Annotated in this window: 23 protein-coding genes and 1 tRNA gene; 15 read left to right on the top strand and 9 right to left on the bottom strand. The window is 37.5% G+C overall.

Going from position 1 to position 24,349, the window contains the following annotated elements:
• The first annotated feature begins 171 nt into the window (after positions 1–171).
• Both AC1VS3_RS04800 and AC1VS3_RS04805 read left to right on the top strand, forming a co-directional pair.
• Positions 172–1,338 (top strand): NAD(P)-dependent malic enzyme, encoded by a 1,167-nt coding sequence (locus tag AC1VS3_RS04800; RefSeq protein ID WP_008687452.1) that lies wholly within the window; start codon positions 172–174, stop codon positions 1,336–1,338.
• A 376-nt stretch (positions 1,339–1,714) separates the two neighbouring features.
• Positions 1,715–2,476 (top strand): amidohydrolase family protein, encoded by a 762-nt coding sequence (locus tag AC1VS3_RS04805; RefSeq protein WP_008687453.1) that lies wholly within the window; start codon positions 1,715–1,717, stop codon positions 2,474–2,476.
• 33 nt (positions 2,477–2,509) lie between these two features.
• Here AC1VS3_RS04805 and fumC read toward each other — a convergent pair whose 3' ends face one another.
• From fumC to AC1VS3_RS04820, 3 genes are all read right to left on the bottom strand, one after another.
• A complete protein-coding gene (gene fumC, locus AC1VS3_RS04810) occupies positions 2,510–3,877 on the bottom strand; it encodes a class II fumarate hydratase (RefSeq protein ID WP_008687455.1) in 1,368 nt (455 codons plus the stop codon).
• A 74-nt stretch (positions 3,878–3,951) separates the two neighbouring features.
• Entirely contained in the window at positions 3,952–4,239 is a 288-nt protein-coding gene (locus AC1VS3_RS04815; RefSeq protein WP_008687456.1) for a hypothetical protein, read from the bottom strand.
• A gap of 279 nt (positions 4,240–4,518) precedes the next feature.
• Positions 4,519–5,082, bottom strand: coding sequence for a hypothetical protein (locus AC1VS3_RS04820; RefSeq protein ID WP_008687457.1), 564 nt, complete (start codon positions 5,080–5,082; stop codon positions 4,519–4,521).
• Positions 5,083–5,253: 171 nt separating this feature from the next.
• Here AC1VS3_RS04820 and AC1VS3_RS04825 point away from each other — a divergent pair, with 171 nt between their 5' ends.
• Together AC1VS3_RS04825 and AC1VS3_RS04830 are read left to right on the top strand one after the other, a co-directional pair.
• On the top strand, positions 5,254–6,270 hold the full coding sequence (locus AC1VS3_RS04825; protein ID WP_008687458.1) for a hypothetical protein: 1,017 nt from the start codon (positions 5,254–5,256) through the stop codon (positions 6,268–6,270).
• Between the two features lie 78 nt (positions 6,271–6,348).
• Entirely contained in the window at positions 6,349–6,582 is a 234-nt protein-coding gene (locus AC1VS3_RS04830; RefSeq protein ID WP_008687461.1) for a hypothetical protein, read from the top strand.
• Positions 6,583–6,634: 52 nt separating this feature from the next.
• Here AC1VS3_RS04830 and AC1VS3_RS04835 read toward each other — a convergent pair whose 3' ends face one another.
• Positions 6,635–7,141, bottom strand: coding sequence for a flavin reductase family protein (locus tag AC1VS3_RS04835; RefSeq protein WP_008687462.1), 507 nt, complete (start codon positions 7,139–7,141; stop codon positions 6,635–6,637).
• A gap of 133 nt (positions 7,142–7,274) precedes the next feature.
• Between AC1VS3_RS04835 and AC1VS3_RS04840 the strand changes: the two genes are divergently transcribed.
• The 5 genes from AC1VS3_RS04840 (at position 7,275) to malQ (ending at position 13,409) form a co-directional block, all read left to right on the top strand.
• Positions 7,275–7,958 (top strand): MBL fold metallo-hydrolase, encoded by a 684-nt coding sequence (locus AC1VS3_RS04840; RefSeq protein WP_008687464.1) that lies wholly within the window; start codon positions 7,275–7,277, stop codon positions 7,956–7,958.
• A gap of 75 nt (positions 7,959–8,033) precedes the next feature.
• The gene (locus AC1VS3_RS04845; RefSeq protein ID WP_008687466.1) at positions 8,034–8,531 is read left to right on the top strand and encodes a PocR ligand-binding domain-containing protein; all 498 of its coding nucleotides are present in this window, start codon (positions 8,034–8,036) and stop codon (positions 8,529–8,531) included.
• 192 nt (positions 8,532–8,723) lie between these two features.
• Complete coding sequence (locus tag AC1VS3_RS04850; RefSeq protein WP_008979438.1) at positions 8,724–9,524, top strand: ZIP family metal transporter; 801 nt, start codon at positions 8,724–8,726, stop codon at positions 9,522–9,524.
• A 129-nt stretch (positions 9,525–9,653) separates the two neighbouring features.
• On the top strand, positions 9,654–11,921 hold the full coding sequence (gene glgP / locus AC1VS3_RS04855) for a glycogen/starch/alpha-glucan family phosphorylase (RefSeq protein ID WP_008687469.1): 2,268 nt from the start codon (positions 9,654–9,656) through the stop codon (positions 11,919–11,921).
• Between the two features lie 12 nt (positions 11,922–11,933).
• Positions 11,934–13,409 (top strand): 4-alpha-glucanotransferase, encoded by a 1,476-nt coding sequence (gene malQ, locus AC1VS3_RS04860; RefSeq protein WP_008687470.1) that lies wholly within the window; start codon positions 11,934–11,936, stop codon positions 13,407–13,409.
• Positions 13,410–13,622: 213 nt separating this feature from the next.
• Here malQ and AC1VS3_RS04865 read toward each other — a convergent pair whose 3' ends face one another.
• A complete protein-coding gene (locus AC1VS3_RS04865) occupies positions 13,623–15,008 on the bottom strand; it encodes a S1C family serine protease (protein ID WP_008687471.1) in 1,386 nt (461 codons plus the stop codon).
• A 305-nt stretch (positions 15,009–15,313) separates the two neighbouring features.
• Here AC1VS3_RS04865 and AC1VS3_RS04870 point away from each other — a divergent pair, with 305 nt between their 5' ends.
• Positions 15,314–16,675, top strand: coding sequence for a hypothetical protein (locus tag AC1VS3_RS04870; RefSeq protein ID WP_008687472.1), 1,362 nt, complete (start codon positions 15,314–15,316; stop codon positions 16,673–16,675).
• A gap of 144 nt (positions 16,676–16,819) precedes the next feature.
• On the opposite strand, the gene AC1VS3_RS04875 is transcribed toward AC1VS3_RS04870, so the two are convergent.
• Positions 16,820–16,895: transfer RNA gene (locus tag AC1VS3_RS04875), tRNA-Glu, on the bottom strand.
• Positions 16,896–17,226: 331 nt separating this feature from the next.
• On the opposite strand from AC1VS3_RS04875, the gene AC1VS3_RS04880 reads away from it, so the two are divergent.
• Genes AC1VS3_RS04880 through AC1VS3_RS04900 form a run of 5 tightly spaced genes read left to right on the top strand, consistent with a single transcriptional unit; the run spans position 17,227 to position 21,351 of the window.
• Positions 17,227–17,547, top strand: a complete 321-nt coding sequence (locus AC1VS3_RS04880) for a PadR family transcriptional regulator (RefSeq protein ID WP_008687473.1) — start codon at positions 17,227–17,229, stop codon at positions 17,545–17,547.
• Positions 17,540–18,154: a DUF1700 domain-containing protein gene (locus AC1VS3_RS04885; protein ID WP_008687474.1), complete on the top strand. Its 615-nt coding sequence runs from the start codon at positions 17,540–17,542 to the stop codon at positions 18,152–18,154. Before AC1VS3_RS04880 ends, AC1VS3_RS04885 begins: the two co-directional genes overlap by 8 nt.
• On the top strand, positions 18,141–19,028 hold the full coding sequence (locus tag AC1VS3_RS04890; RefSeq protein ID WP_008687475.1) for a DUF4097 family beta strand repeat-containing protein: 888 nt from the start codon (positions 18,141–18,143) through the stop codon (positions 19,026–19,028). Before AC1VS3_RS04885 ends, AC1VS3_RS04890 begins: the two co-directional genes overlap by 14 nt.
• A complete protein-coding gene (locus AC1VS3_RS04895; protein ID WP_008687477.1) occupies positions 19,021–20,139 on the top strand; it encodes a hypothetical protein in 1,119 nt (372 codons plus the stop codon). Before AC1VS3_RS04890 ends, AC1VS3_RS04895 begins: the two co-directional genes overlap by 8 nt.
• Before the next feature lie 6 nt (positions 20,140–20,145).
• Positions 20,146–21,351, top strand: coding sequence for a S41 family peptidase (locus AC1VS3_RS04900; RefSeq protein ID WP_008687478.1), 1,206 nt, complete (start codon positions 20,146–20,148; stop codon positions 21,349–21,351).
• 171 nt (positions 21,352–21,522) lie between these two features.
• On the opposite strand, the gene AC1VS3_RS04905 is transcribed toward AC1VS3_RS04900, so the two are convergent.
• The 3 genes from AC1VS3_RS04905 to AC1VS3_RS04915 all read right to left on the bottom strand — a co-directional run bounded on the left by AC1VS3_RS04905 (position 21,523) and on the right by AC1VS3_RS04915 (position 24,190).
• Positions 21,523–23,259 carry a DUF1653 domain-containing protein gene (locus tag AC1VS3_RS04905; protein WP_008687479.1) on the bottom strand — a complete coding sequence of 579 codons (1,737 nt, stop codon included), beginning with the start codon at positions 23,257–23,259 and terminating at the stop codon, positions 21,523–21,525.
• A 99-nt stretch (positions 23,260–23,358) separates the two neighbouring features.
• On the bottom strand, positions 23,359–23,751 hold the full coding sequence (locus tag AC1VS3_RS04910; protein ID WP_034798248.1) for an Hsp20/alpha crystallin family protein: 393 nt from the start codon (positions 23,749–23,751) through the stop codon (positions 23,359–23,361).
• 28 nt (positions 23,752–23,779) lie between these two features.
• Positions 23,780–24,190 (bottom strand): Hsp20/alpha crystallin family protein, encoded by a 411-nt coding sequence (locus AC1VS3_RS04915; RefSeq protein ID WP_008687481.1) that lies wholly within the window; start codon positions 24,188–24,190, stop codon positions 23,780–23,782.
• Positions 24,191–24,349 lie beyond the last annotated feature (159 nt).

Here is a 24,349-nt window from a genome sequence, read left to right on the forward strand (position 1 = left end):
AAGAGGATTATGAATACTTTATGAAGTTAGATGGTGAAATGAACGCTACAAGTAGGAATTAATTTGTGAACTTGTAAGTAAATTGGTAAGATCATAAAACAAAAAAATATTGTATATATATGAGAATACTTTATGCTAAAATAGAAAACGAAAGAGAAAGGTGATCACTTTATGGATTATGCAAAAGAATCTTTACGCCTGCATGCACAATGGCAGGGTAAGCTAGATATTCAGCCGAAAATGCAAATAACAAATCGTGATGATTTGTCACTAGCCTATACGCCCGGTGTTGCAGCACCTTGTTTGGAAATTCAAAAAGATCCACAGAAAAGCTATACCTTAACCGGTAGAGGAAATACAGTAGCAGTTATTACCGATGGAACTGCTGTGCTTGGCTTAGGTGATATTGGTCCGGAAGCCGGTATGCCGGTCATGGAAGGTAAGTGTGTCTTATTTAAAGAATTTGGCGGAGTAAATGCGATACCGTTATGTATCCGCAGTAAAGATACTGAGGAAATTGTAAATACAATTGCTTTATTAGCAGGTAGCTTTGGCGGTATTAACCTAGAAGATATCGCTGCACCGCGTTGTTTTGAAATAGAGAAACGTTTGAAGGAAGTGTGTGATATTCCCGTCTTTCATGATGATCAGCATGGTACAGCCATTGTTGTGGCCAGCGCACTGTTAAATGCGTTAAAGGTTGTAAACAAGCCTATGGGCAGTGTACGTATCGTTATCAATGGTGCCGGTAGTGCCGGTTGTGCCATTGCGAAACTATTGTTAGATATGCACTTTGGTGAAGTGTTATTGGTAGATAAAGCAGGTATTTTAAACATCCATAGCACATTAACCAGCGGCCAGCAGAGAATCTTGGATATCACAAAGTGTGAGCGACAGGGAACACTAGCAGATGCTATGAAAGATGCCGATGTTTTTATTGGGGTAAGTGCGCCACATATCGTTTCCCAGGAAATGGTGCGTTCTATGAAAGCAGGGGCTGTTGTTTTCCCTATGGCGAATCCAGTTCCTGAAATCATGCCTGATGAAGCTTTGGCAGCAGGGGCAGCTGTGGTAGGTACCGGTCGCAGTGATTTTCCAAATCAGATCAACAATGTATTGGCATTCCCAGGAATCTTTAAAGGAGCTTTAGCTGTACAGGCGAGTGATATTAATGAAGAGATGAAGATAGCTGCTGCTTATGGCATAGCCTCCCTGATTCAGGAAGAAGAATTAAATAAGGAGTATATCATTCCTAGTGCCTTGGATAAACGTGTGGCTGATGCTGTAGCCGAAGCAGTAATGCAGGCGGCACGTGAAAGCGGAGTAGCCCGTAAATAAATATAGGTGACACAAATAAGCATAAAATGCTATTTATAGGATATGGATGCTTAAGCACAAGAAAACCGATTTGCCAGACACAGTTTATGTAACTGTAATAAGCAAACCGGTTTTTTGATAATGCAGCGATTTACATGGTATTGCAGTTTCAAATGAGTGCTAAAGTGCTAATAGCTATTGTATATGAGGATAACGCAAATCAGTCATGCCTCGAACATTAGCATTTTTTCTAGAATAGCTATTGCATATGAGGATAACGCAAAGACAATTAGATAAACTGCTACAAATGATGATAAAGGATAAAAGGCCAATGATAAAAACTGTGTTATACTTATAAATAATATGTTTTTTAAGAAGGGAATCGGTGATATAGAAAATGAAACGAAACATCTTAGATGCGCATATGCATCTGCCTTATGATTGTAAGTCTTTTGCGGATAAAAGAAGTACTCTATTAAAAGAAATGCAAACCAATCAGATTACGAAAGGTATCGTTATCAGCGATTCTTCTTTAGAAAGCACGATCGGCTCCTTACAGGAATGTGTAGAATTGTTTGCCCATGATGAACATATTGCGATTGTTGGAGGCATTAGTCCTTTCTTTACCTATGAAAAACAACTAAGACTCTTAGAAAAATATTTACAGGAGAAACGTGTCGTTGGCATAAAATTATTTTGCGGACATGAGCAGTTTTATCTGTATGATGAACGATTATTACCGGTTTATGATTTAGCAAGAACTTATCAAGTACCTATCCTTTATCACAGTGAAGGACATACCTCACCTTACGCCAGCTTAGCCAGTACACAAATGGCAGTAAAACAGCATCCTGACATCACCTTTGTTTGCTGTCATTGCCATTATCCGGATGTAGCGGATTGTTTTGCGGCTTATGAAGATACAACAAATATGATCTTTGATATGTCTAGCTTAGCTGATCAATGGATCTACTTGCCAAGCATGAAGAAAGAAATAGAAAAATTTTTATACAAGCATCCTAATCGTATCATGTTTGGTTCTGATTATGCAGGATGCAATCAATTGGATCATTTACAATTTGCGTTATCTCTTGCCATGGATGAACAAACCAAAAACAAGCTGTTGTATGAAACAGCTTGTAAGGTATATAAAATATAAGAATGTAGGATTGCATGCTAGATGCAAAGTCAGCTACTTTACCATCTTTTTAGCGTCTACGTAACGATCAAACTGCTCTTCATCAAGATAGCCTAAATGCAGGCAGGCTGCTTTTAAGGTCAAATTGTTTTCATAAGCATAACGGGCGGTTTTGGCAGCTTTCTCATAGCCGATATAAGGATTTAAGGCAGTTACGAGCATCAAGGATTGTTGTAGGTACGCTTCCATCTTTTCCTGATTTGGCTGTAAACCTGCTACACAATGAATACGGAAGGAACGTAAAGCATCACACATCAGTGTACAAGATTGCAAGAAATTATAGATGATGACCGGCATAAAAACATTCAACTCGAAATTACCTTGACTTGCCGCAAAGCCAATCGTCGCATCATTGCCCATGACCTGAACAGCACACATGGTCATCGCTTCACATTGGGTAGGATTTACTTTTCCCGGCATAATGCTGGAGCCCGGCTCATTTTCAGGAATGCGGATTTCACCCAAGCCACAGCGCGGTCCACTTGCCAACCAACGGATATCGTTGGCTATTTTCATACAATTAGCAGCCAATGCTTTGATAGCACCATGAGCAAAAACTAAGTCATCTTTTGCCGTTAGGGCATGAAATTTATTGGGATCGGCAATAAACGACATAGCCAGCTGCTGTGAAAGCTGGGCACTGACATCTTCATCGAAATGTTCAGGAGCGTTTAGTCCTGTACCTACCGCTGTACCTCCGATGGCAAGCTTACCTAAGGAGTCAATTGCTTTTTGCAACATATCCACATTGTTTTCCAGCATTCCACGCCATCCACTGATTTCATCACTGAAACGTAAAGGGGTAGCATCCTGCAAATGGGTGCGTCCTATTTTTATAATATCATGATACTCTTTTTCTAGTTGTTTCATACAAAGGATCATTTCGTTGATTTCTGGAAGCACCTCTTTTTGTAATACGGTTACTGCCGCAATATGCATGGCACTGGGGAAGGTGTCATTAGAACTTTGTGATTGATTCACATCATCATTGGGATGCAGTAGTTTTTTACCAGCTAAATGATTCCCACGATTTGCAATTACTTCATTCACATTCATATTGCTCTGGGTGCCGCTGCCGGTTTGCCAAACGGATAAAGGAAAGTGTTCATCCAGTTTACCGGTTAGGATCTCATCACAGACACGTAAGATCATTTCGGCTTTCTCTTCATTTAAAGTGCCATTTTTTAAGTTAACTTTTGCGGCTGCCATTTTTAAATGGGCAAATGCATAAATTACGGCAAATGGCATTTTTTCATCGCTGATCTTGAAATTCTGATAACTGCGCTGGGTCTGCGCACCCCAATAGCGATCAGTAGGTACCTCTATTTCACCCATGGAGTCATGTTCTACTCGTGTATTCATAAGGATCTTCCTTTCTTTTTGCGTTCTCATTTTAACAGATGTCAGATAAAAAGAAAAGATACCACATACGGTATCTACACTAATGAGAAGGAAAAGAAATAAACTAACACGCTGCATAAGACAACAACAATGCCACCGATGCTGCAGCCCACAATACCGGTAACTAAACCGGCAACGGCTCTGCCGCTATGTAAGGAGCGATTGCTTAATACAATGGCGATAATACCACAAATGACGGCGATGACCCCTGTTAAGATCCCTGCTACCATCCAAAAAAATGGAAGGATCATTGCTATGACACTGATGGAGGTTGCTACAATACCCACACTCATTGATGCGATGGCTTTTCCTTTTGGTTGCATAGATAAAACCTCCTTTTATACGGTATATTTTAAGATTGACAGGAAGATAAGTCAAGATTTACTTTCAACTAACGATTTTGTAAGACTATTGTAAGCATATTCGATGGTCTTTTTATCGTTCCTTCTTTATACTGATAGCAAGAAAGGAACGTGATAATATGAAAAAACTAAGTGCTGTATTAGGGGTGGGGATTGTTACGTGGCTATTATTTCACAAACACCAAAAAAGACTTTAAGCCTATACAATTATGAAAAAAGCCGTAATCGGCTTTTTATCATTTACTCAGCAATTTGGTAATCATCATCTAATACTTTGATCTGGCTGTCACCAACAATAAAGTAATGTGGATAATGATACAATAAATTCTTATTTACAAAAGAGATACTGCCTAGCAATACATCTACTTCTTCAATAGAAGTGCGGCGCATTAAATCAGTGATATAGTTAAAGTCTGTCTTCATCGTTTTATAATGTTCATCCGCAAAGCTATAAATATCTTTCTCAGGAATGAAGTGGGTAGCACGGCTTAATGGTTTTACGATATTGCGTGCATACGCTGGAGCACTTATTTCATAACCATTCATGCTTAATGGTGTTCCATATTCTACAATAGCCTTAATGATACGCGCATTATCCACAACTTTACCAAAAGAATCATCTTTTACATTAATGACAAATTTACGTCCTTCCGCAAATTGACGGATATGATATTCGTTTTGGAAAAACAGATACATGTGATGATTTAAAACGGTTGCCATCTCTTCCTTTACAGGTTCATAACCTACCCATCCGCCAAAATCATTCACATCAGCGATCTCAATTCCATACATAACTTGTTTCATAAGAGTTCCTCCTGTTTTATTCTCTATACCATTATACCTCTTTTATGTTCTTTTTTTCACTAATTCATAAATTTTTTCAAACTATCAATATCAATTGTAAAAAATATCAGAAATTATAGTATAATAATAAAAAGGGATATACCGTAAGTGGTGTACTTAAGGGGTAATGATATGGAAAAGAAACAACGCTATTGTCCAAGCTGCGGAGCAAAGACAAATGATGCGGTTTGTGAGATCTGCGGCAGACACACAAAGCCAATCAGTGAACGTTATCATGAAAAGAATCTTTATATCGTAGAGGATGATATAGCATCAAATGAAGAACGTCAATATAGAAATGAGCAGAAGGAAAAAGAAAAAAAGACAATTGAAAATGCGGCTTCCTATGAGCGGCAAGCACAGCATCCAAACTATGAGTATAAAGAATTTAAACATCCAGAATTTGAAAAGCCGAAATTTGAACACCCCAGAATGAAGTTTGAAAGGGGAAAACGGCAGCGCCAAGCTCATATTTATAAAGAAGATAAGCGCCAAGGGCCATCAACTATATTGAAAAATGCTATGGGGATCATCATTTTCGTCCTATTGCTTATTGCTTTCATTGCTTATAACGTCTTTGCATCATCGTCGCATGAGTTTGAAGATTATAATAATGACAGTGCCTATACAGAATTAAGCAATGATGCATTGGTGAACGATCATCCGGTTACGAAAATTGATTGTAGCGTTGAAAAAGGTAAGGTCATCCTTACGAATCCAAGCGATTATGTCATCAACGGTTTTTTGAATGATAAGGCGATAACTCATGTGATTGTGTTTCCGCAACAACAATTGCGCATGGAACTGCAGGATGTAGCGGGGGCATGTCCTTTTGATGGAACAGAGGAAAGCAGTCTGCTAATTGATAAACCGGAAATATCCTATCGTTACGAAACACGAATTACGAAAGATAATGTTCGTACGAGTAAACTGTATGTGCATGATGCTTTAAGTGATGAGGAACTAGAAAGTATTTGCCATTATTTATTGAGTTATGGTATATATCAACAGTTATCTGATGAAGAAAGAATTTCGTTTTATGTTGAAAAAGAGCCTAAAAAGCTGTTAAAGAATGTCAAAATGAATTATTCCGATGAAACATTCACGTATGTGAGTGAGGATAACGGGACCATCACAGTTTCATCATAATCGTAAATATCGAGGGAAAGGACTTCCTAAATCATAAAGTTAGTGGTAATATAATATAGAAAAAAAGGAGTATATGTTATGAAAAATGCAATTCGTTTGAGTGAAGAAATCTCTAAAAATGTGACGACTCGAAAATTTGTGACGACGAAGATTGAATATTTCTGTGAATCAGAAGATGATACGAAAACATTGACGGATAATATTACGCGTGTTCTTACCAAAAATTTAGGAGATACCAATCTGGCTAAAATCACTTATGAATATTATCCAAGTGAGAAGAAAGTCGAAGTTGAAATTATTGAACATATGTAAAAAAATGGAGTGTATTTTTTAAGAAATACATTCCATCTTTTATTTTGTGTTTTTAGCGTGCTAGGGCTTCTTCAATTTCAACGACATACATCGTATGGTAGTCTTTTAATGGATAGTTTTTCTCAATTAAGGAGCTATCCAAGAAGCACGCTTCGCTTAATTCTTGTGCATACAGCTTACGGCATACCAGTACCGTATTCGCTTCTTCAAAGTAAGGAACATCATGGTGATGAGCAATATGGAAACCGGCTTTTGTGATCTTATCTTCATCTTTTCCCGAAACAGTACCGCAATAACTTAATTGCTTGCGATACTCTTCATCATAAAAGGATAATGTCAATCGCTCACTTCCATCGATAAATTCCTTCGTATAGCGTTGCGGACGGATAAAGATATAAGCGACTTTTTTGTTCCATAAAATTCCCATACCACCCCAGGAAGCGGTCATGGTGTTGACACGTCCATCCTTTTCTGCTGTTACCAGCATCCACTCTTTGCCAATCATGGTAAAGACATCTCCATGCAGTTTTTCTGGCTCTATGATTTGTAAAGCGTTCATAATAAACACTCCTTTCTGTTATGATGCTATTATAGTTTATGCAGAAAGCATTTGGCAAGTAGCATGAAAATATGAATTTATTGTGTATTTTTAAAACTTAAGATAAGATATAGAAAAGTGGAGGTAGTTACTCATGAAAATTACGTATTTACATCACAGTGCCTTTCTTATTGAATTAAAACATCATCTGCTATTGTTTGATTGGGTCAATACGCCACTTTGTGAACTACCGAAAGATAAGCCACTATATGTCTTTGTCTCTCATCATCATGAAGATCATTTCCATGAAGCGATTTTCACATTAGCCAAAATTCATCCAGATGTACATTATCTGATCAGTGATGATGTTCCTTGTAAGGATCGTAAGGACGTTTTGGTATGCGCTTGTGACCAGATATATGAAGTGGATGATTTGCAAGTAAAAACGATTGCATCCACAGATGAAGGGGTTGCTTTCCTTGTGATGTGTGAACAAAATATCATCTATCATGCAGGAGATTTAAATTGGTGGGATTGGGGCGAGGAAGACAGTGAAGAAGAGGCTCAACAAATGGAAACAGCATATCGTAAAGCAATGAAAAAACTTAGTCGTTACCAGATGGATGTGGCATTTTTACCAGTTGATCCACGTCTTATTAAAGGGTTTTATAAAGGTGTCAGCTGTTTTATGCAGTATAGTGATGCAAAGCATATCATCCCGATGCATATGTGGGATCAATATGATATAGTAGAGAAATTATGTAAAAGAGATGAAGTAAAAGCATATGCAAAGCGTATCCAAAAGATTAGAAAAGATATGGAAACGTTTACAATATAACGGAATCCGGTAGCCATTTTTATGAAAATATGATATATTTGAAAGTACGAAGAGGAAAGATAAAGGGTGATAAAGATGATGGATGAAAAGCAAATAGTAAAACATGCGCTAGATGATTATCAGAGAATTACCGGACTGCGCTCTTATATCGTTGAGGATAATACGGTGATTCAGAGTGCATCAGAGAAAAATTATTTTTGTAAATGTCTTAAGATTTCAAGCAAGGCATTGGAAAAGTGTGAAGAATGTACAAAGGAAACGTATGAAAATGCACGCCAGATTGATAAGGAATGTATTTATTCTTGTCATGCTGGTTTGATTAAATGGGCGGTTCCTGTTAATTATAAGGAGTATCATTGTGTGATTGTATCGGAAGGCATCTTAGCACAAAAACAAAAAGAAGAGGCGGATCGCTGGGCAAATTATCTCAGCAGTGAATATAAACTTGATGAAGGTATGTTGTTGCATAATTTTAAGGTTATTAAAACAATGGATGAGTCAGAAATGAATGCCTCTATTCAATTATTAAAGGATCTTTTGAACTATCATTTCACATTTGCAAAAGGAATGTAAGATAAATAAGTATATAACCGTAACAGTATAGAAAATGCCGTATCATTTCTATTGATGTTACGGTTTTTACTTGGAAACAGATATGAAAAATCATAACATACACATATTTGGTAAGAAAAAGGAAGGTTTTGGGCGTTTTAATGTTATCTTTAGCTTACTTACGCTATACTATATGTAATAAAGTGAGGTGTTATGATGGAAATTACAAATCCATATCTGTTAGCGGCACTGGGAACTGGTTTTACCTTTCTTATGACAACTTTGGGTGCGGCAATGGTTTTTTTCTTTCGTAAAGATATAAAAGCAAATGTACAATCAATTTTTCTTGGGTTTGCGGCAGGTGTCATGATAGCCGCAAGTGTTTGGAGCTTATTAATCCCTGCCATGGAACAAGCAGAAGAATTAGGGATGATTCCTTGGCTTCCAGCAGCTGGAGGTTTTATCCTAGGTGGTATTTTTCTGTTTGGCTTAGATCATGCTTTACCTCATCTACATCCAGGCAGTGAGAAACCGGAAGGTCCAACATCTTCACTAAAGCGAACAACCTTGCTGGTATTTGCCGTAACATTGCACAATATACCAGAGGGCATGGCAGTAGGACTAGCATTTGCCATGTCTTTACAAACTGGGGCATCGGTAACATTAGCGGCAGCCATTTCCTTAGCTCTTGGCATAGGTTTGCAAAACTTTCCGGAAGGTGCGGCTATTTCGCTTCCCTTAAAGAAAGAAGGATGTTCAAATGGCAAAGCATTCCTATATGGTTCCTTAAGCGGTATCGTAGAGCCCATAGCAGGAATTGCGACCGTCGCCATTGTGCAGGGTGCGACATTGGTCATGCCATGGCTGTTATCATTTGCGGCAGGTGCCATGTTGTATGTTGTGGTAGAGGAACTAATACCACAGGCGCATTTAGGAGAACATACCCATGCGGGAACAGCTGGCGTGATGTTTGGTTTCCTTCTGATGATGGTCATGGATGTAGCTTTAGGTTAGAAATAAATAGGGTGAAAAAAGTACAGAATGAAAAAATCTGTACTTTTTTCATTTCTCAGCCAAAAATAGATAAATTTGTGTTAAAATAAGAATAATGATAACACTTACATATGCGAAGGGAGAAGAGCTATGATAAAGAAACTGCAGGATCTGCAACAACATATCCAACAGGAAAAACGTAAATATAACCATTTAAGCGCAACCAGAATGTATGAGCTGATTCAAGCTTATGTAAAAGCGCAGATGCAATCGGCACCAATACACCAAAGTGAGCGTAAGCTCTACTATATTTCAGCAGAATTTCTGTTAGGAAAGATGCTTACAAGCAATTTAGTTAATTTAGGTTTATTAGATGAAATGCAAGAATTGGTGCAGAAAGAAGGATTTGCATGGTCGCAGATTCAAGATGAGGAAATGGAACCATCCTTAGGGAACGGAGGTTTAGGCCGATTGGCTGCTTGTTTCCTTGACTCAATTGCATCCTTACAGCGCAATGGAGACGGTATCGGCTTATATTATCATTTTGGATTATTTGAACAGAAATTTGAAAACAATAAACAAGTAGAATTACCAAATCGCTGGATCGGTAAAACTTCCTGGTTTACGAAAAAAGAAGTCAATTATCGCGTTCCCTATAAAAACGGCTGGCTGAAACCAATCTTATATGATATGGAAGTCATCGGTGAGCATGGCACTCGCAACACCTTGCATCTATTTGATGTAGAAAGTGTTGATGAATCAATTGTTCACGATGGTATCCAATTTGATAAAACAGCCATTGAAAAAAATCTAACGTTATTCTTATATCCGGATGACAGTGATGAAGCAGGCCGAAAGTTACGGATTTATCAACAATACTTTATGGTATCCTGTGCTGCCCAGATGATTTTAGAAGAAGCTTTACAACACCAATGGGATCTGCGCCATCTGCATGAACATGTCATCATTCAAATCAATGATACCCATCCGACAATGGTAATCTTAGAACTTATTCGTCTTTTGCAAAAGAGAGGTCTATTGCTTGCTGAAGCTATTGAAGTCGTCTCCGGTATGTGTGCATATACAAATCATACGATCTTAGCCGAAGCATTAGAAACCTGGCCTTATGCTTACTTGCAAGACGTTGTACCACAATTAATGAATATTATAGAAACACTGGATGTGATGATGAAAGAACGCAGTAAAAAAGCAAGTACTGCTATTATAGATGCAAACCGCAATGTGCATATGGCCAATATTGACATTCATATCGGTAAAAGTGTCAATGGTGTTGCGGCCATTCATACTGATATATTAAAACAAAGCGAATTGAAAGATTTCTATGCCTTATATCCTACGAAATTTAACAATAAGACGAATGGTATTACCTTTCGACGCTGGTTAAGTGGATGTAATACGCAACTACATCATTATTTATGTGATTTGTTGAAAAAAGATCCATCTTCCCATCCTGAAATATTAAAAGAATTGGTAAAGTATGCGCATGATGAAACCGTAATTGCAGATATTATGGCAATTAAACAGGAAAAGAAAATGGAATGGATTGCGCATATGAAAAAGAAACAGCAAATAACCTTAAACCCTTATGCTGTTTTTGATACACAGGTCAAACGTTTGCATGAATATAAGCGCCAGCAAATGAATGCGTTATATATTATTCATAAGCTTTTGCAAATTCGTGACAACGAACTGCCGCCACGTCCGATCAACATAATTTTCGGAGCGAAAGCAGCTTGCGCCTATACAATTGCCAAGGACATCATACATGCTTTATTATGTTTGCAAGAACTTATCGCAAAGGATGAAAAGGTATCTCCATATCTGCAATTGTGTTTTATTGAAAACTATAATGTCAGTGAAGCTGAATTTATCATCCCAGCCAGTGATATTTCTGAACAGATTTCACTTGCATCGAAAGAAGCCAGTGGTACCGGTAATATGAAATTCATGTTAAATGGCGCTGTGACATTGGGCACAAATGATGGTGCGAATGTGGAAATAGCGGACTTGGTAGGTCAAGAGAATATCTATACCTTTGGCAAAGATAGCGATACTGTAATCGCTCATTATGCAAACCAAGATTATGTGGCAAAGGATATTTATGAAGGAAGTGAACATGTAAAAACGTTGGTTGACTTCCTTATCAGTGATGAAATGCTACGTGTTGGAGATCCGGTCAGTCTAACACGGTTGCATCATGAATTAATTCATAAGGACTGGTTCATGACATTGTTAGATGTAGAAGAGTATATAGTATGTAAAGAAAAGATGTTGCAAGATTATGAAAAGCAAACGGACTGGGGCAGAAAAATGCTGATGAATATCGCTATGAGCGGTTTCTTCTCTAGTGATCGAACGATTCAAGAGTATGACAGGGATATCTGGAAATTGTCTTAGAGGAGGGGTCACATGGAACGGACTACAGGAATCTTACTACCGATTTTTTCACTGCCGTCAAATCAGGGTATCGGTGATTTTGGCAAGCATACGTATCGCTTGATTGATGCAATCGCAAAGCAGCATATTCATATTTGGCAGATATTGCCATTGAATCCTGTCGGATATGGGAATTCACCATATCAGCCGTATTCTTCCTTTGCCGGAGATGAGCTATACATCAGTATAGATACATTAGCTGATTATGGGCTTTTAAAACAAAGCTCTATTCGTAACTATAATAAATTTAGTGAACGTGTAGATTATGAAGGCGTGCGCAAATTCAAAGAGCCTTATTTAAGAAAGGCATTTAAAACGTTTCAAAAAAATTTTCATGAGTTTGAACAGGAGTATCAACTGTTTACGTCACAATCAGAATGGCTGTATCCATATGCGGTCTTTATTACCTTAAAGAAACAAAATGATGATAAGCCTTGGCAACAATGGCCTAAGGAGCAACGGGAGTGGATCATTGATCGCCACTACTCTTTACAAAGCCTTGAAAATGAAATCCGTTATGAGGAGTTTCTACAATTTATCTTTTATAAACAATGGGCAGGCATAAAAGAATATGCGAATGCCAAAGGTGTTAAGATTATGGGTGATATGCCATTCTATGTCGGTTTAGACAGTGCCGATGTGTGGCAACGTCAAGAAGAATTCTTATTGGATGCAGATGGTTATCCAACTTTTATCGCCGGAGTACCACCTGACTATTTCAGTGAGGATGGTCAACGTTGGGGAAATCCAATTTATCATTGGAAACAGATGAAAAAGCAGCATTATGATTTCTGGATGAAGCGTTTAGCATGGAGTGCTGCCAACTTTGATATCACCCGTATCGATCATTTTCGGGCATTTGATACGTATTGGAAGATTCCGGTGGAATGTCCTACGGCACAGGTTGGAGAATGGATAAGCGGACCGGCTTATGACTTCTTTGATGAAGTATATCGTCAGATGCCTGATATTCAAATCGTCGCTGAAGATTTGGGTGATTTGCGCAAGCAGGTGCATAAGCTGCGAGATCATTATCACTTATTAGGAATGAATGTTGCTGAATTTGAATTGGTTCCAAAGCAATTAAAGAAAAAACGCAGAGAGCATGTGATTTTATATACCGGCACTCATGATAATGATACGCTGGAAGGTTTTTATCAAGATTTACCGCAAAACCGTAAAATTGCACTGCGTAGATATTTTCACAACTGTGGCTATGAAAACCGTAATTTCCACGAACTGGTTATTCGCTATTGCCTAAACAGTGCGGCAGAAGTTGTCATCTTACCAGTACAGGATATTCTGGGATTGAAAAAAGAAGGCAGGATCAATACACCGGGGACAATAGGTTCACCTAATTGGGAATGGAAACTGAAGAACTTAAAAACCTTTTATGAATTGTTACCAAAGCTTGGTGATTGGATCAGGGAAACCGGCAGAGATCATTAAGTAATGATGCTAAATCATCATTTCATGAGGAACGGAAAAATTTCTTATTCAGAATCGTCATATATAAAAAGGCAAATTAGTTTGCCTTTTTATATTCCTTCCCATGCTATAATTCTAAGTTTTGTGACACAAAGCAAAAAGCTGATATAGTAATTTATTTATAGTGAAAATCAAAAACTGCACATATCGTCATGTGCAGTTTTTATATAGCGATTAATTAAAGTTGGAAAATGGATCCATCCCATTTTGTTGATCGGATTGTTGCGATTTTTCATTATTGGAAGTGGTTGTTGATGCGTCAGCTTCACCAAGTGTCACCTTGATGGTCTTCGTTTCATTATTTCTAAGTATATTCATTGTCATGGTTTCTCCGGCTTTATGACTATTTACGGCAGTTTTTACATCCGCAATATCGCTAACCTTCTTACCGTCTACCTTTAAAATCTGATCACCGACTTCTAAACCTGCTTTGTCTGCGGCTTTACCACTTTCCACTTTAGCGATGTAAACAGCAGACATGCTTTCACCATAAGGATTTGTTGCGGTTGAAAGGGTAACTCCTAAAGAAGCACGGCCTTTTACATACCCATTTTCAATCAGATTTTCAATGACATCTTTCGCTCGGTCAATCGGAATAGCAAAACCAAGACCCTCAATATTGTTGCCACTGGATTTGGCATTAACAATACCTATCAGTTCACCTCGATCATTAAACAAACCACCGCCGGAATTACCTGGATTGATAGCAGCATTCGTTTGTAATAAATGCATTTTCTGATTATCAACGGTAATTTCACGATCTAAAGCAGAGATGATACCAGAAGTTACGGTTCCACCTAATTCACCTAATGGATTTCCGATAGCAACCGCCGTATCACCAACTTCCAACTTGCTGGATTTTCCCATTACAGCAGGAGAAAGATTGCTGGCTTCGATTTTAATGACAGCTAAATCGGTGGATGCATCGGTCCCAATCAATTTAGCATTATAAGATTTTCCATCTTTTGTTGTCACAGTGACTTTATCAGCACCATCAATGACATGGTTGTTCGTGACAATATAGCCATCTTTGGTTAAGATAACACCACTACCGGCTCCAGATGATACTGCTTGAGGAAAGAAACTATTCGTGGACACCGATTCGGTTTTAATTTCAACGACGCTGTTTGCGGCAGCTTCGGTGATTTGTTTAATGCTCATCGTGTCACCATTGGCTGCTGTTGTTGTAGTTTTTGTGGTGTTGGCAGATTGATACATGATGACACCGCCATTACCATTGATATGATTGGCAGCTAAAGTACCGCCAAATCCACCGGCTAAAGCCAACAGGAAACAACCTGACATCATAACACCGCTTTTATGCTTTTTTATGAAAGGCACTTTTGGCTGCTTTCCATTGTCAGTCAGTGCTTCTTCAGTCGAAGTGGTTTCTTCTTGTTTTACATCTTCTTCTAACGTCGTTTCTTCTTTTACTGGCTCTTTTTGAGTACTTGTTTCTTCCTCAGTGTCAGTGACTGTTTCATTTACTACAGTCTCATCATACTTGTTTTCATCTTTGTTATTCATGTTTTCGACATTACTGTTTTCATTTTCGTTCATATACTGCTCCTCCTTTAAGTATGTTTTCTTTACGCCTTTTAGTATACAGATAGATTATCTCAAAAAAATTTTATAAATATGTGAAAATCAGATGAATTTTTTTCAAAGTTGGATGGAAATATGTGAAAAACGGGATAAAATCACGAAAAAAATGCCAAAAAGTAAAGGATTCCCCTTTTCTTACTTAAATACGACATTTAACTATGCTATAATAACAATGGAATGTGTATCATACATATTCGTTCGTAAACGTCGGTATACTTTCGTATTTATATATAAAAAGAAAATGTGGGAGGGAATTACACATGGCAAACACCAGTAAAAAGAAAATGACAGCAACAGCAAAGAAAAGTGCTGCAGCAAAAGCTGAAACTGTTAAAAAAGAAACAAAGAGCGAAGAAGTTAAAAGTATTGCCGTAAAACCAGAGGCTAAAAAACTTACGACTGCAAAAGAACCTAAAAAGATCACAGCTGCAAAAGAACCAGAAAAAATTACGGTAGCAAAGGAACCAGAAAAACTAACTGTGAAAGAAGAACCTAAGAAAACCGTAAAAAAGGAAACCAAAGCAGAAACAAAGAGTACAAAAGCTGAAACAAAGAGTGCAAAAACGGTGAAAAAGGAAGAAACCAAAACGGTCAAAGCGGCGAAGAAAGAAACGCCTGCTACTAAAAAGAGCGTTAAGGAAGAACCTAAAAAAGAAGAAACACCGGTTAAGAAGAGTACAAAGAAAGCGGAAACGAAAAAAGTAGAAGCGAAAGAAGAAAAAAAATCGGCTGTGAAAAAAACGGAGACAGTTAATGAAAAGAAGCCAGCTGCTAAGAAAGCTGCCAAAAAACCAACAAAGAAGGAAAAAACCGCTGTCTATGAAGTGTTGTCTTTAGAAGAATGCATCCAGCGTATGCAAGCCATGGGTGTACAGCATGTGTATGAAGATTATGCACGTTTCTTGATGGATGAGGCTGACATTAAGAAACTAGAGAAAGATATCATTGAGGGAAATAACTTAAAGAATGCAGACTTTGCTTACGAAAAAGATGGTTATGATACCGACTTAGTGGCTGTAACTTTAGGTAAGGTGGCTGATACTATGGACATTAAAGCAATGGATTATAAAGATATTAAGAAGGATATGAATACAGCGGTTAAGACTACAATCAGTGAAGATGCTGAAGTAAATGCTGCTGAATATCTGAAGGAATTTAAGATTTGTGAAAAATTGCTAATGATTGGTCAGCGCAAGAATATAGGGGATTCAGCGATTGTCAGCGAATTGATTGGTGCAGATGTTGATGCATTTGTTGCACACTTCTTTGATTTGGCATATGCTATATTGCCAGATTGGCAGTATGACGATGTGAAATTTTATGAAGATTTCGCATATGCCGTATTATCTCAATATTATGATTTATTTACAAAATATCAGTTGCGTATTTTGATGGATGTTGCTGATTTATATATCAAGCATGGTGATTTCCAGCACGGTGATGAATGTTATGGTTATATCTTACGAGATAATCAAATCAAAGATTATATCTATTATCGCTTTGCATCTGTTTATGAAGATATTGACTTTAATAAAGCAAAAGCGTTGGCTTATGAGTCTTTACAGTACGTAGATGGACGCTACACATATTATCAGAATATCATGGATATTATTAATAAATAGTTGAGCATAAAGGACTGTTGATCAAAAACAACAGTCTTTTTTATGTACTTATCAAAACTCACATGCCCAAACAGCCGTAACGTGTTTCTCATCCCGCTTATTGAAAAAAGGTAAGTTCACTTGAACTTACCTTATATATTTAACTGGTGACGCGTACGGGATTCGAACCCGTGAGTGCATGCGTGAAAGGCATGTGAGTTAACCGTTTCTCCAACGCGCCATTTAACTGTTGCCACGTAATTATAACAAAATAGGTTTTAAGCGTCAAGAACTTTTTGTAAAAAATTAATATCCGCCAGACTATTTATCAGATGGAGCTTAATACACTTTTTACTTACTTATGGTAATCTTTAAAAATGCGCATTTATTTTAAGAGTATACTAAGGTTTTTACATCAACAATGTTTCTTTCATAAGAGTAGATGGCTTATGATTAATAGCTCTGCATTTTTATATGTTATGCGTTTTTACATATTTAATTAATTAAAATATAATATATATTGAATTATAATACTATACGATGTATAATATTGTGGAAGAAAGGTGATGTATATGACATTTCAGCTTGGATCAGCATTGCTGGATGCTTGTGTTTTAGCGACCTTGCATAAAGAAGACACATATGGATATCGGCTTACCCAGGAAGTAAAAGTAGTGATGAGCGTGAGTGAATCTACACTATATCCGGTTTTGCGTCGATTGATGCGAGATGGGTATTTAGAGACATATGACCAGCAGCATATGGGCAGAAATAGACGATATTATCGTTTAACAGAAACAGGAAGAGTCAAATATGAGGAATATGTAGAGGAATGGAAACAATTTTCCAGTAAAATTACAGACATTTTAGAGGGAGGCGTTTGTGATGAGTAAACAACAATATCTAGAAGAACTTCGGGTTCGTTTAAAGGGATTATCACAAGATGAAATAGAAGATGCATTATCTTATTGTGAAGAATATTTTGATGATGCAGGTGAAGGGAATGAGCAACAGGTCATAGCCGATCTTGGTTCACCTTACAAATTTGCGGCACAGATAAGAGCTGATGCAGAAATACGACGTCATAACACGACATTTGCAAATGACCAAAATACAACCAAGAAATCTTCTCTAAAAAGCATTATTGCAATTATTCTTGGTATCTGTGCATTACCCATCGCATTGCCTTTGCTGTTGGCATTGGTTGCAGTGATATTTGCTCTATTTATAACAATAGGAGCCTTTGCTATCGCCGGTCTTGCATCCGTAGGAGCGATTGCATTTACAGGCTTTCCCTTACTTGTTAATGGATTTTATCATTTAGAAACACCAGGCAATGCATTGATTGCCATTGGCGGAGGTTTGTTATGTATCGGATTGGGAATCTTGCTGCTCTTATTATTTATCTGGTTGATTCGTACTTTGTTGCCGGCATTCATGCGACTTGTAACAAACCTTTATCACAAAGCAAAGGAGGGAAAGCATTATGAAAAAGCATAATGGGATAAAAGTAACTTTAATCATTTCCATAATTTGTGTCATCATCGGTGCTTTCTGCATTGGCATGGGAATTGTGCAAAATGGGGATATTGCCTATTTACGAGTTGATAACCAAACAGCTCCTTGGTGGCCCTTTCATGGTAGCTTTGGTATTCACCTTGAAGAGGTCGCTGAAGACATTTCAAAAACGAAAACATTCTCACAAACTTTTGATGATGTAGACAAGTTAGAATTAAACGTAGCAGCCGTGAACACAACGATACGTGTGGGTGATAACAACAGCTTGCGTTTTTCCAATATTTATGAAAATCAGGTTAGTGTTTCTAGGAGTACAAATACCATGAAAGTAGATGTGAAAAATAAACATTTTCTACATAAAGCACGTTTGGATATCACATTGAAAAAAGAGGACTTATTGAAAAAGTTAGAAATTGATGCTTCCACAGGTCATTTAACGGTTCAAGGTCTGCGTTTAAAAGATCTGATAGTAGATGGTGACGCTACAGAAGTAGAAATGCAAAAGGTACAAGTTTCACGTAAAATGGAACTGTCAGCGCAGGCGGGCAGCATAGATATGAAAGAAATGGTGAGTGAGCACAGCGAATTTGATGTACAGGCAGGAAGTATTGATGTTTCCGGTGATTTACGCGGTAAAACGAAAATTGATTGTCAGGCCGGTAGTGTAAATCTGTACTTACAAGATAAAGAGAATCAGTATGGGTATCAGATAAAAAATGAAGTGGGCTCTGTTGAACTTGGAGAGCAAGACTATAGTGGATTATCGAATGAAATCAGTGTACGTAATGATGCGAAAAATCAACTAGATATTGACTGCCAGGCTGGCAGTGTGGAAATCGCTTTTGATCATGCGTGATATTCAGACACTATGCGAAAGCACAAAGTTGTTTTGGAAGCAAACTTCTGGAAAGCCACTTTCTTTTCCACCATATGATGAAACGGAAAGAAAACATAATGAAGCAAAACTACAGGAACAGCTTAGTCATATGACAGAGGATGTGCAGGAAATTAAAGCATTGCTTCCTGCATTCCTTGATATCTCTTGGATGTCTAAACAAGATCAGCAGCAATTTGAAACTTGCACCCAAAAATTTATTGATGATGCGAAAGCTTTTGATGAAAATCTTCACGCTGAAGAGGTATTTCAGGCACTACGCAATATGTGGATCATTTGGATGTTAGAAGTTGCTTTTCAAAAACCCATACAATATCATCAAGCCATGTTTGGTTATAGTATGCTGTATCCATATTCTGATAATGTGTTAGACGATACCCTTATGGATAAGGAAGAAAAGAAGGCTTTTAATCACTGGTTCATGCGGCGACTGCATCATCATACAGAAGCTTTTGCACATCCGTATGCCAATAAGATGCATCAATTGGTGGAAAAAATAGAACATCAGTATGCACCATCAAGTTATCAAGATGTGTATCAAAGCCTATATTTGATCCAAGAGGGACAGCAACAATCTTTGCGTCAACAGCAAACGATACCTGAGAAGGACGTACTTGAAATTTCCATTTGGAAAGGTGGTACTAGCGTCTTAGCGGATGGTTATTTAATCGATGGGCATTTAAGTGATGTGCAACAGGAGTTTTGTATGCTGTTTGGCTTTACTTTACAGGTAGCAGATGATTTACAAGATGTTGTAGAAGATGATCAGCATCACCATCATACCTTAGCTACTATATGTAATAAGGCAGAACGCAAAGCCTTATTGGAAAAACTATGGGTTTTCCTTGAAAAGGTCGTTTTCACACACATTCAGGATGAGCAAGTTTGCCGCTTTATTATCAAAAATTGCCGCGAAATGATGTTGTTGTCAGTTTTACAAACGGCAGCCTATTTCCCAACTTCCTTTGTCGAAGAGATTAAGGCAGCTATGCCATTATCCTATGAATGTATCAGAGAGCTTAAAAATAAAGTACTTATGAAGATAAAAGAAAAACAGGTTGAAAGGGGATAGAAGTGTATGCGTAAAATCATGATGATATCACTACTTTTGGTACTATTCATAAGCAGTTGTTCCCGTACTAACGAACAAAAATATCTGAAGGATTTTGATTATTTCATCAAAACCATTGAAGAAAATTATCCATTTTTAGAAATGAGTGAACGTTTGTCTAATTTGCAATGGGAGAAGGCAAAAAAAGCAGCACGTGATAAGGTGGAAAGTTGTACATCTATGAATGATTTTGAGAATATTATTGATGGTGTATTGGAAAAATTACACAATGGTCATACACAGCGCATACAAGATACACAATCGCTGATGTATACCATGAAACTATATGAACAAAGTTTTGCGAAACAACCTAGGGATTATCGTTATCAGATGATAAAAAAGTTGAAAACAAAAGCTGTTTATGAACACTATGGCTTTGATGAGAAGCAGTTCTGTGATTATGTTTTACCAAATGCAGCAACGGATGAGAATGTTACGGTAAATGCAAAAGCACTTCTATTAGATGGACAGGTTATGTATATCCGCATTCCTAAAATGTTATCTCTGGAAACGAGTAAAAAAGATGAAGAAATGCTCGCCTCCTTTTTAAAAGCAAATCAATCCGCAAAGGCATTGATCTTGGATATCCGGGGCAATGGTGGAGGGAACTCGCTATATTGGTCTGAAATGTTATTGCCAAAGATCGTGGATAAAACAATCACGGTAACTTCTTATGTCTTCTTGAAAGATGGGGAATATGCCAACATGATTGAAGGAGAACGTATTACGGATATGAAACTTCCAAACATCCGCTTCCCAAAATCAGAATTTTCTCAATTCTCACATGGCATTGTAGGTGATATGAAGGTGGTACCAGCGAAAGATAGCATTCGTTTTAAGAAACCAATCTATCTGTTGATTGATGAAAATGTGTACTCTTCTAGTGAAATGCTGGCTAACTTTCTAAAACAAAGCAAAGCAGCAACGATTGTTGGAGGAGTGAGTGGCGGAGATGGTATTGGAAGTGATCCTGTATTATTTGCATTGCCTAACAGCGGCATAGTGATACGTATGGCTATATGCTTAGGTGTAGATGAAGATGGAAATATCAACGATGAGATCAAGACACAGCCGGATGTGCACGTTAAGTCAACGACCGTTAATGAAGTCAGCACGAAAGAGGATGTTTGTATTCAAACAACCTTGCAGCTTATTGCAGCACATGGTAAATAAGTCATTATGAAATAATCCAGAATTTAAAAAAGCTATCATCTAGAGTATTTGGTAGATGGACAAAGGTTTGTCATAAGAAGTTATTGTATGGCATCTATCTTGCATAATTTAATATGATAAAGTATGAAAAATGATAATGTATAAAAAAAAGTCCGCTTGGACTTTTTTTTACTAGGGTTTAAGATACGTAAAACGAGGTGTTTTCTCACCATCAACTTCAATCTCTTCAACAAACATACGCAATGGTCTTACCCATACCTTACCATCGCCATACAGCTGTCGATAAACCGCGTAAGCTTCTTCATTTTCTGAATGTTTTGCAATATATAATAAAGCATAACGTTTTCCTTTGTAGTGTTGATAAACGCCAAGAGGAATAGAAGGTGTTGTTATGGCAAGCTGTGAAGCATCTTCTTCTGGATAACCATCTGCTTTTGGAAGCGGAGCTTTTGGTACAGCTGTTGCGTCCTGCACTGATGCATTCTTTTTCGTCGTAGTTTCATTTTGTGTTTCTGTGTTGTGCAAGGTTACTGCTTTATCACTTGGTGTTGAAGAAACAGCTGCTACATCTTCCTTCTCCACCAGCAGCATGGAGCTTTTAGCAGGCATCGAAATGATAAAATGATGTTCCAAGCAATTGTAGGCTTTTTCATTTAACATGTCATATAAATGTGCAGATTGTACTGGAAAATCAATATCAGCACTTTCATCACTGACATTGAAAATTGCATATACGCATTGTTCAGTCGTTTTACGAGCGAAGACAAACTGTTGATTGCGTACGATAACTTGCTGATAATCGCCATGCTTTAAGGCCGGTAAAGCGTCATAAGCTTTTCCCAGTTTGCAGATATGAGAAAATAATGCCGTATTTTCTGTCGCAAGCTCTGTCAAAGTTAAACAAGGGCGGATATCGGCATCACTGCCATCATGTTTTGTGCCTTTGATGCCATATTCACTACCATAATAAATTGATGGAATCCCCGGCATTGCATATAACATGGTATAAATATTTGCCAGATCACGTTCTTCCTTTACCGTACTAGCTAAACGATTTACATCATGATTATCCACAAAATCATATAGAACTAGATCCTTATAAATACCTCCATTACCACCAAACTGACGGTTTAAGGAATAAGCAATTTCAAAATAATTCTTTTCGTTGTGTGAAGAATACAAACCTTTATAACATTCATAGTTGGTTACTGAATCTAACATATCCGGATTTGCCCAACGGTTATAATCACCATGGATAATCTCACCCATTAACCAAAAATCAGGATTATGTTCTTCACAAAATTGTTTTAAGCGTCGAAAGAAGGCAGGGTCAATACAATCTGCAGCATCTAAGCGCAAACCATCAATGTGGAAATCATCCATCCACATCGCAATACTTTCTAATAAATACTGAACAACTTCTTCATTTTGTAAATTCAATTTAACTAAATTGTAATGTCCTTCCCATGTATCATAGGTAAATCCATCATGCATGGGGTTATCCCATTGAAAGTTTAGATTATGGAACCAATTGCAGTAAGGGGATTGTTCACGCTTTTCCATAACATCACGAAATGCCCAAAAATAACGCCCTACATGATTGAAAACGCCATCTAATACGATGCGAATGCCGGCTTTATGCAAAGCATCACAAACTTCCCGAAAATCAGCATTGCTGCCTAACCGATTGTCTACTTTGCGATAATCACTTGTATCATAACCATGTTCATAACTTTCAAATACAGGCCCTAAATATAAGGCATTGATATGCATTTTTTGTAAATGGGGAATCCATTCTTTAATTTTTAAAATACGACTTGTTTGTTGCTCTTGATGGAACTGCTCACATCCACAAAAACCTAGTGGATAGATATGATAAAACACTGCATCCTTTGTCCATGATTTCATAAAAATTTTTCACCTCATGGTATTAGTATAGCATATATTTCTATCAATTTGTTCATTGATAAAAAGAAAACAGGGTTTTCAATACCCTGTTTAGCATAGTTAATCAATTGGAATGAAACGTTTTTCTTCGACCTTCTTAGGCGCTTCTTTCGGAATCAGCACATGCAACTCTCCGTTATCAAAGCTTGCTTTAATATCCTCCTGCGTAATGCCTTCGCCGACATAGAAACTTCTTGAACAAGAGCCTGAGAAACGTTCCTGGCGAATCAGATTGCCTTTGGCATCCTTTTCTTCATTTGTTGTATTGCGGGATGCATGGATGGTTAAATAGCCTTCCTTAAGTTCCATCTGAATGTTTTCTTTCTGATATCCAGGCAATTCCATATCCAATACATAATTGCCATCCTTCATGCGGATATCGGTTTTCATATTACTGCGATCATAAAACATGTCATCAAATGCATCACTAAATAAACCTGGTAATAATTTCATCATACGATACACCTTCCTTTTTTATACGTTACTCAATTGGGATGAAACGTGATTCTTCGACCTTTTCAGGAGCCTCCTTAGGGAATGTAATTGTTAATTCACCGTTTTGGAAGCTGGCATGGATATCACTTTCCATCAGGTTATCACCGACATAAAAGCTTCTCTTGCATGTCCCGCTATAGCGTTCCTGACGAATCAGATTACCCTTATCATCTTTATCTTCCTTTACCTGATGATGGGCAGCTTGAATGCTGAGATATCCATTTTGTAATTCCATATGAATATCTTCTTTTTGATATCCAGGAAGTTCTACTTCCAAGATATAGGTGTTATCTTTCTCACGAATATCGGTTTTCATATACTCCATATTGCGAGAAAAGAAAGGATCTTTAAACACTTCATCGAATGAGTCATTGAATAATCCTGGCAGCCGTTTCATATACATCGCCTCTTTTTTTGTTTTCATATTTATGAAACACTACCCGATAAGGTCTTACCTTATCTTCGCTTATATTATAGCACTTGTTTTAGCACTGTCAACACTTGAGTGCTAATATTTTTGTTATTTTTTTGCAAACCCTTTAAAATCAGTGGTTTG

It is taken from the genome of Longicatena sp., from assembly GCF_982403165.1.